This window comes from Pseudomonas sp. R62 (genome assembly GCF_000257605.1).
GTDB lineage: Bacteria > Pseudomonadota > Gammaproteobacteria > Pseudomonadales > Pseudomonadaceae > Aquipseudomonas > Aquipseudomonas atacamensis.
Genome location: NZ_JH635999.1, coordinates 359,768 through 367,165, shown reverse-complemented (window position 1 = coordinate 367,165; position 7,398 = coordinate 359,768). Strand labels below are relative to the sequence as shown.

Below are 7,398 nucleotides of genomic sequence, written 5' to 3'. Positions count from 1 at the left end.
GTAAAATTGGTGGAGCTAAGCGGGATCGAACCGCTGACCTCCTGCATGCCATGCAGGCGCTCTCCCAGCTGAGCTATAGCCCCGGATTTTTCGCCTCGCGGCGGAGTGATCTCTTGCAACATCACTTCTGTAAAACTGGCGTCCCCTAGGGGACTCGAACCCCTGTTACCGCCGTGAAAGGGCGGTGTCCTAGGCCACTAGACGAAGGGGACGCAAACCCTTCTATACAACGGATCAACGCTGAGTGTTGATCGCTTCAAGGCCGGTGTGGCCAGACCTCGAAGTGTAAATTGGTGGAGCTAGACGGGATCGAACCGTCGACCTCTTGCATGCCATGCAAGCGCTCTCCCAGCTGAGCTATAGCCCCTCATCGCTGAGGACGGGGCGAATCTTAAGGGCGTATCGAAAGCCTGTCAAACTTATTTTTGAAAAATTTCAAAATTTTTTGCCGGGATAACAATCACTTACCGCCCTCCCCCGTAAATTCGGGAGAAACGCCGAAGGCAGGATCAAAAGATCGCAGCCTTCGGCAGTCCTGCAGAGAAGCAAAAGCAATCAGGCAATCGCGCCCAAGAGCTTTTCCCACTCCTTGTTTTCTTTCTTCGACACGCCGCCCAGCAGGTCAATCGCCTGGCGCAAGCGGAAACGGGTGAGATCCGGGCCGAGGATTTCCATCGCATCGAGTACCGACACCGAACTCGCCTGCCCGGTGATCGCAGCAAACATCAGCGGCATCGCGTCGCGCAGTTTCAACTCCAGAGATTCGACCACCGCCTGAATCGTCGCGGTGATGCTGTCCTTCTCCCACTGCCGCAGGCTTTCCAGTTTCCACAGGATCAACTGCATCAACTGGCGGACCTGATCGCCGGAGAGCTTTTTCGACTCGAACAGCTTGGCATCCGGATTCACGCCGCCAGCAAAGAAGAATCCCGCCAGCGGTGCGACCTGGCTGAACGTTTCAACCCGGCCCTGCACGTGCGGCGCGATTTTCATCATGTATTCAGAGTTGAACGCCCACTTCTGCACGCGGGCGGCAAACTCTTCCACCGGCAGATCGCGCAGCCACTGGCCGTTGAGCCACGACAACTTCTCGATATCGAAGATCGGCCCGCCGAGGGAAACGCGCTTGAGGTCGAAGTTGTCGACCATTTCCTGCAGCGAGAACTTCTCGCGCTCGTCCGGCATCGACCAGCCCATGCGCCCGAGGTAGTTGAGCATCGCTTCCGGCATGAAGCCCATGCGCTCGTAGAACGTCACCGAGGTCGGGTTCTTGCGCTTGGACAGCTTGCTCTTGTCCGGATTACGCAGCAGCGGCATGTAGCACAGCTCTGGTTGTTCCCAGCCGAAGTATTCGTAGAGCAAAATCAGTTTCGGTGCCGATGGCAGCCACTCTTCGCCACGCAGCACGTGGGTGATGCCCATCAGGTGATCGTCGACGACGTTGGCGAGGAAGTACGTCGGCAGGCCGTCGGTCTTCATCAGCACTTGCATGTCCATGCGATCCCACGGGATCTCGACGTCGCCACGCAGCATGTCCGGCACCACGCAGACGCCTTCGCTCGGCACTTTCATGCGGATCACGTGCGGTTCGCCAGCGGCCAGGCGCGCCGCGACTTCTTCCTTCGACAGCAGCAGTGCGCGGCCGTCGTAACGTGGAGTTTCGCCGCGAGCCATTTGCTCGGCGCGCATCTGATCGAGTTCTTCAGCAGTGCAGAAGCACGGGAACGCATGGCCCATGTCGACCAGTTGCTGGCAGTACTTCTGATAGATGTCGCCGCGCTCGCTCTGCCGATACGGGCCGTGCGGGCCGCCGACATCCGGGCCTTCGCTCCAGTCGATGCCGAGCCAGCGCAGGGCGTCGAAGATCTGCTGTTCGGACTCGCGGGTCGAACGCAACTGATCGGTGTCTTCAATGCGCAGGATGAACTCACCGCCGTGCTGCTTGGCAAAGCAGTAGTTGAACAATGCGATGTAAGCGGTACCTACGTGGGGGTCCCCGGTAGGCGATGGCGCGATGCGAGTGCGGACGGTGGTCATGGCTTGTCTCGAAAAATGAAGAGCAGAACAATCAAGCGGCGAATGGTAACAGGCGACACCCGCCCCGCTCCAGCGGGCAGGGTATTTAAGCCAGATGCCCTAAGCCCTTCGGATGGTGTGAAGGCCATTCGCGAGCAGGCTCGCTCCCACAGGGAACGATCCCTTATACCGTAAGCAATCGTTCGCGCAGTTTGGCAATCTCGTCACGCATCTGCGCCGCCGCTTCAAACTCCAGATCCCGCGCCAATTGGTACATCTTCTCTTCCAGCGCGCGGATGCGTTTGGTGATTTCGCTTGGCGAGCGCAACTCGGCTTCGTACTTGGCGTTCTCTTCGGCGGCCTTGGCCATGCCTTTGCGCTTCTTGCTGCGCGAACCGGGCACGGTGGCGCCTTCCATGATGTCGGCGACGTCCTTGATCACACCTTTCGGGGTGATGCCGTTCTCAAGGTTGAAAGCAATCTGCTTCTCGCGACGGCGCTCGGTCTCACCAATCGCGCGCTCCATCGAACCGGTCATGCGATCGGCGTAGAGAATCGCCCGGCCATTGAGGTTACGCGCCGCGCGACCGATGGTCTGGATCAGCGAGCGCTCGGAACGCAGGAAGCCTTCCTTGTCAGCATCGAGAATCGCCACCAGCGACACTTCCGGCATGTCGAGGCCTTCACGCAGCAGGTTGATCCCGACCAGCACATCGAACACGCCGAGGCGCAAATCGCGGATGATCTCGACGCGCTCGACGGTGTCGATGTCCGAGTGCAGATAACGCACGCGCACGCCGTGGTCGGCGAGGTAATCGGTCAGGTCTTCGGCCATGCGCTTGGTCAGCGTGGTGACCAGCACACGTTCTTCGATCGCCACACGCTTGGTGATTTCCGAGAGCAAGTCATCGACCTGAGTCAGCGCCGGCCGCACTTCAACCTGCGGGTCGACCAGGCCGGTCGGCCGCACCACCTGCTCAACCACCCGCCCGGCGTGCTCGGCTTCGTAGTTGCCGGGCGTTGCCGAAACGAAAATGGTCTGCGGGCTGACCCCTTCCCACTCGTCGAAACGCATGGGGCGGTTGTCCAGCGCCGAAGGCAGGCGGAAGCCGTACTCAACGAGGGTTTCCTTGCGCGAGCGGTCGCCCTTATACATCGCGCCGACCTGCGGCACGCTGACGTGGGATTCGTCGATCACCAGCAAGGCGTCGGCCGGCAGATAGTCGTAAAGCGTGGGTGGCGCCGCGCCGGATGGACGCCCGGACAGGTAGCGGGAGTAGTTTTCGATGCCGTTGCAGTAACCCAGTTCGAGAATCATCTCGAGGTCGAAACGGGTGCGCTGCTCCAGGCGCTGGGCCTCCACCAGTTTGTTGTTGCTACGCAGGTATTCGAGGCGCTCCTGCAATTCGACCTTGATGCCTTCGATGGCGTCGAGCAGGGTTTCCCGAGGCGTCACGTAGTGGCTCTTCGGATAGAAAGTGAAGCGCGGCATCTTGCGGATGACTTCGCCGGTCAGCGGATCAAACGCGGAAATGCTCTCGACCTCGTCATCGAACAGCTCGATGCGGATCGCTTCGAGGTCGGATTCCGCCGGGAAGATATCGATCACGTCACCGCGCACTCGGAACGTCGCCCGGGCGAAATCCATGTCGTTGCGGGTGTATTGCAGATCGGCCAGTCGCCGCAGCAGCGCGCGCTGATCGAGCTTGTCGCCGCGATCAACGTGCAAGACCATTTTCAGATAGGTTTCCGGACTGCCCAGACCATAGATGCACGACACCGTGGTGACGATGATCGCGTCCTTGCGCTCGAGCAACGCTTTGGTTGCGGACAGGCGCATCTGTTCGATGTGGTCGTTGATCGAAGCGTCCTTCTCGATGAAGGTGTCGGACGACGGCACATACGCTTCGGGCTGGTAGTAGTCGTAGTAGGAAACGAAGTATTCAACGGCGTTGTTCGGGAAGAACGCCTTGAACTCCCCGTACAACTGCGCGGCCAGGGTCTTGTTCGGCGCCAGTACGAGCGTCGGCCGCTGGACCTGGGAGATGACGTTGGCAATGCTGAAGGTCTTGCCCGAACCGGTCACACCGAGCAGTGTCTGGTGCGCCAGCCCGGCGTCAATGCCCTCAACCAACTGGCGAATGGCTTCCGGCTGATCGCCGGCAGGCTCGAAGCGGGTGACTAGCTGGAATTCCGACATACACACCTCTGGAATCGCGGCGTTCCGCGTCAGGCGGAGCACCACGAGGACGACCGCAAACGACCGATGTCGCGCAAGAAAAAACCTGGATTGTGCTGAATGTGGTGGCGATTGCCTGACCTTTCAAGGCAAACGTCCTACATCCGGTAAAGAGTCTGACAAAGTCAATCGACTAACGGTCAAGAAATAATCGGAAAAACTTACCCTAAAAGCCGATTCGCCTGTCGCCATTGCGCGGTGATGGCCTCTATACTAGCTCCCCGTTTGTGCACCGCTCTAGTGCATTCGGCTGGAGCGCGACACGTCCCTCCACTCTCCATTCAGAGCCGCCGTAATAATGAGCCTGTTCTCCGCTGTCGAAATGGCACCCCGCGATCCAATCCTGGGCCTCAACGAAGCATTCAACGCCGATACCCGGACCACCAAGGTCAACCTGGGCGTGGGCGTGTACTGCAACGAAGAGGGGCGAATTCCACTGCTGCGCGCGGTGATCGAAGCCGAGACGATTCGCGTCGCGCAACACGCTTCGCGCGGTTACCTGCCGATCGATGGCATCGCTGCCTACGACCAGGCCGTGCAGAAACTGCTGTTCGGCAACGACTCGCCGCTGATCAGCGCCGGTCGCGTCATCACCACTCAGGCCGTCGGCGGGACCGGCGCACTGAAAATCGGTGCCGACTTCCTCAAGCAACTGCTGCCGAACGCCGTCGTGGCGATCAGCGACCCGAGCTGGGAAAACCACCGCGCGCTGTTCGAAACCGCTGGTTTCCCGGTGCAGAACTACCGTTACTACGACGCTGCCACCCATGACGTGAACCGTGCCGGCATGCTCGACGACCTCAACGCCCTGCCGAACGGCTCGATCGTTGTCCTGCATGCTTGCTGCCACAACCCGACCGGCGTCGACCTGACCCCGGCGGACTGGAACAAGGTGCTCGAAGTGGTCAAGGCCAAAGGTCACGTACCGTTCCTCGACATGGCTTACCAGGGCTTCGGCGACGGCATCGACGAAGACGCCGCCGCTGTGCGCCTGTTCGCCGAATCCGGCCTGACCTTTTTCGTCTCGAGCTCGTTCTCCAAATCGTTCTCGCTATACGGCGAACGCGTCGGCGCACTGTCGATCATCAGCGAATCGAAAGAAGAAAGCGCGCGCGTGCTGTCGCAGGTCAAGCGCGTGATCCGCACCAACTACTCCAACCCGCCGACCCACGGCGCCAGCATCGTTGCTGCGGTGCTGAACAGCCCGGAACTGCGCGCGCAGTGGGAAGCCGAGCTGGCCGAGATGCGCCTGCGTATTCGCGGCATGCGCGAGCAGATGGTTGCCCTGCTGGCGGAAAAAGCCCCGGGCCGCGATTTCAGCTTCGTTGGTCGTCAGCGCGGCATGTTCTCCTACTCCGGCCTGACCACTGAACAAGTGCATCGCCTGCGCAACGAGTTCGGTATCTACGCCCTGGACACCGGCCGCATCTGCGTGGCCGCGCTGAACCAGAGCAACATCAAGGCTGTGACGGACGCGATCGTTCAGGTCATCTGATTTCGGCCAGTGATGAAAAACGGGAAGCCTTTTGGGCTTCCCGTTTTTATTTGTCTCTGGAAACGCCTCGCAACCTCTAGACTGCACACAATTCAAAGTGTAGGAGCTGACGAGTGCAACGAGGCTGCGATCTTTTGATCTTGTTTCTAAGATCAAAAGATCGCAGCGTTCCGCAGCTCCTACCGGTTTTGTGTACATCCGAGATTTTTTGAAGAGAACCCACATGAAAAACGACAACCTGCGCGCTGACCGTGACGACCTGGATGATTTCATCCCGCGCGCTCCGGCCAAGCGTGAAAAGAGCCTGGTGCTGCAAGTCGCCACCGGGGTATTCCTCGGTGGCCTGGCCCTGTGGCTGGTGCAACTGGCGGCGACGGCGGCCTATGCCAAGCTGATGCTCGGCACGATTACCTTCGGCAGTTAAGCCAGCTCGGCCGAGCGTTGAGTGGCAGCATCGTCATAAATCACATACAGCGATTCGGCGACCTGGCTCTTGATGGCCTTTCTGCTTTCTAGACCAAGGACGAAACCTTCAGCCTTGCCGCCAGCGCGGTTCAATTCTTCGGCGGTGCTTGCCCCGGTGATTGCATCGAAAAGTTTTTCGGCGTGCGGGCCGATCCCTTTGGGCAGGCTGATCTGTGCAGTGCTCATGCAGGCACCTCGGTGTTGCGAGTGATTTGAATCATGGCGCGTACCTTTGCGGCGAATGGCCGGCAGCGCGTGTGACCACTTCCGGGCTGCCATGGTAGACCTCTGAGGCCTTTCTGGTAACCGCCAATCGCTGACAAAATGCCGTCCGTCCCGACGAATCGCAAAAGTTGCCCGGCGATGCTTGACTTCTCTTTTTGAATCAGTAACATACGCACCAATTCCGCAATAGCTCAGTTGGTAGAGCAAGTGACTGTTAATCACTGGGTCCCTGGTTCGAGTCCAGGTTGTGGAGCCAAATAGCAAAGCCCCTGAATCGCAAGGTTCAGGGGCTTTTTTGTGGGCGCTCGAAAAATGCCAAAAGGCCGATCTGCGTGGGCAGATCGGCCTTTTTTGTTTCAGCAGTGGCGGTCAGACATGTTCGCTGCTTTTCACCTGAACCTTAGGCGCGCCGTGGCCATGGTCGTGGTCATCCGGCTCGATCACCGGCACTTCCTTGCCATCGCAATCATGCAGCTTGCCGTCGCTGAAGTAATCGCCTTCACGCAGCGCGGCGAGATCGCGATAACGCAGAGTGCGCTCTTCGGCTGCGGCGAACACCGATTGTTGATCCGAATTGCCGGTCGTGAAGTGGTTGAAAGCCAGGTTGAGCAGGATCGCCATGATTGCCGACGAACTGATGCCCGAATGGAAAATAGTCGCGAACCAGCTCGGGAAATGATCGTAGAAGTTCGGCGCGGCGATCGGGATCATGCCGAAACCGATCGAGGTGGCAACGATGATCAGGTTGACGTTGTTGCGGTAGTCCACCTTCGACAACGTGCGGATGCCACTCGCCGCCACGGTGCCGAACAGCACGATCCCGGCGCCGCCGAGGACAGAAGTCGGCACGGCAGCAATCACCCGGCCCATGAACGGCAGCAGCCCGAGGACGACGAGAAACAGACCGCCGGTGGCCACCACGAATCGGCTCTTGATCCCGGTCACCGCCACCAGACCG

6 protein-coding genes and 4 tRNA genes are annotated in these 7,398 nt (G+C 59.5%); 3 read left to right on the top strand and 7 right to left on the bottom strand.

All coding sequences use genetic code 11. The features are described from left to right. Positions 1-7: 7 nt before the first annotated feature. The 5 genes from OQK_RS19905 to uvrB all read right to left on the bottom strand — a co-directional run bounded on the left by OQK_RS19905 (position 8) and on the right by uvrB (position 4,216). Positions 8-83: transfer RNA gene (locus tag OQK_RS19905), tRNA-Ala, on the bottom strand. 53 nt (positions 84-136) lie between these two features. Beyond that, positions 137-212 (bottom strand) — tRNA-Glu (locus OQK_RS19900). A 79-nt stretch (positions 213-291) separates the two neighbouring features. After that, positions 292-367, bottom strand: a tRNA-Ala gene (locus OQK_RS19895). A gap of 188 nt (positions 368-555) precedes the next feature. Continuing rightward, positions 556-2,037 carry a glutamate--tRNA ligase gene (gene gltX / locus OQK_RS19890; protein ID WP_016773920.1) on the bottom strand — a complete coding sequence of 494 codons (1,482 nt, stop codon included), beginning with the start codon at positions 2,035-2,037 and terminating at the stop codon, positions 556-558. Positions 2,038-2,200: 163 nt separating this feature from the next. Beyond that, positions 2,201-4,216, bottom strand: coding sequence for an excinuclease ABC subunit UvrB (gene uvrB, locus OQK_RS19885; RefSeq protein ID WP_016773919.1), 2,016 nt, complete (start codon positions 4,214-4,216; stop codon positions 2,201-2,203). 337 nt (positions 4,217-4,553) lie between these two features. Here uvrB and OQK_RS19880 point away from each other — a divergent pair, with 337 nt between their 5' ends. Both OQK_RS19880 and OQK_RS19875 read left to right on the top strand, forming a co-directional pair. Continuing rightward, positions 4,554-5,750, top strand: a complete 1,197-nt coding sequence (locus OQK_RS19880; protein ID WP_016773918.1) for an amino acid aminotransferase — start codon at positions 4,554-4,556, stop codon at positions 5,748-5,750. A 223-nt stretch (positions 5,751-5,973) separates the two neighbouring features. Further along, the gene (locus tag OQK_RS19875) at positions 5,974-6,174 is read left to right on the top strand and encodes a hypothetical protein (RefSeq protein ID WP_016773917.1); all 201 of its coding nucleotides are present in this window, start codon (positions 5,974-5,976) and stop codon (positions 6,172-6,174) included. Here the strand turns inward: OQK_RS19875 and OQK_RS30520 are convergent. Beyond that, positions 6,171-6,647 (bottom strand): hypothetical protein, encoded by a 477-nt coding sequence (locus tag OQK_RS30520; RefSeq protein ID WP_162098737.1) that lies wholly within the window; start codon positions 6,645-6,647, stop codon positions 6,171-6,173. The genes OQK_RS19875 and OQK_RS30520 overlap by 4 nt on opposite strands. Between OQK_RS30520 and OQK_RS19860 the strand changes: the two genes are divergently transcribed. Then, positions 6,621-6,696, top strand: a tRNA-Asn gene (locus OQK_RS19860). The two genes, OQK_RS30520 and OQK_RS19860, sit on opposite strands and share 27 nt — an antisense overlap. 113 nt (positions 6,697-6,809) lie before the next feature. On the opposite strand, the gene OQK_RS19855 is transcribed toward OQK_RS19860, so the two are convergent. Beyond that, positions 6,810-7,398 (bottom strand): solute carrier family 23 protein (locus OQK_RS19855; RefSeq protein ID WP_038861446.1); only part of this gene is annotated, 589 nt, incomplete at its 5' end.

Coding starts and splice junctions, on each gene's coding strand:
- uvrB (WP_016773919.1), bottom strand. CDS start 4,216: ATGTCGGAATTCCAGCTAGTCACCCGCTTCGAGCCTGCCGGCGATCAG.
- gltX (WP_016773920.1), bottom strand. CDS start 2,037: ATGACCACCGTCCGCACTCGCATCGCGCCATCGCCTACCGGGGACCCC.
- OQK_RS19880 (WP_016773918.1), top strand. CDS start 4,554: ATGAGCCTGTTCTCCGCTGTCGAAATGGCACCCCGCGATCCAATCCTG.
- OQK_RS19875 (WP_016773917.1), top strand. CDS start 5,974: ATGAAAAACGACAACCTGCGCGCTGACCGTGACGACCTGGATGATTTC.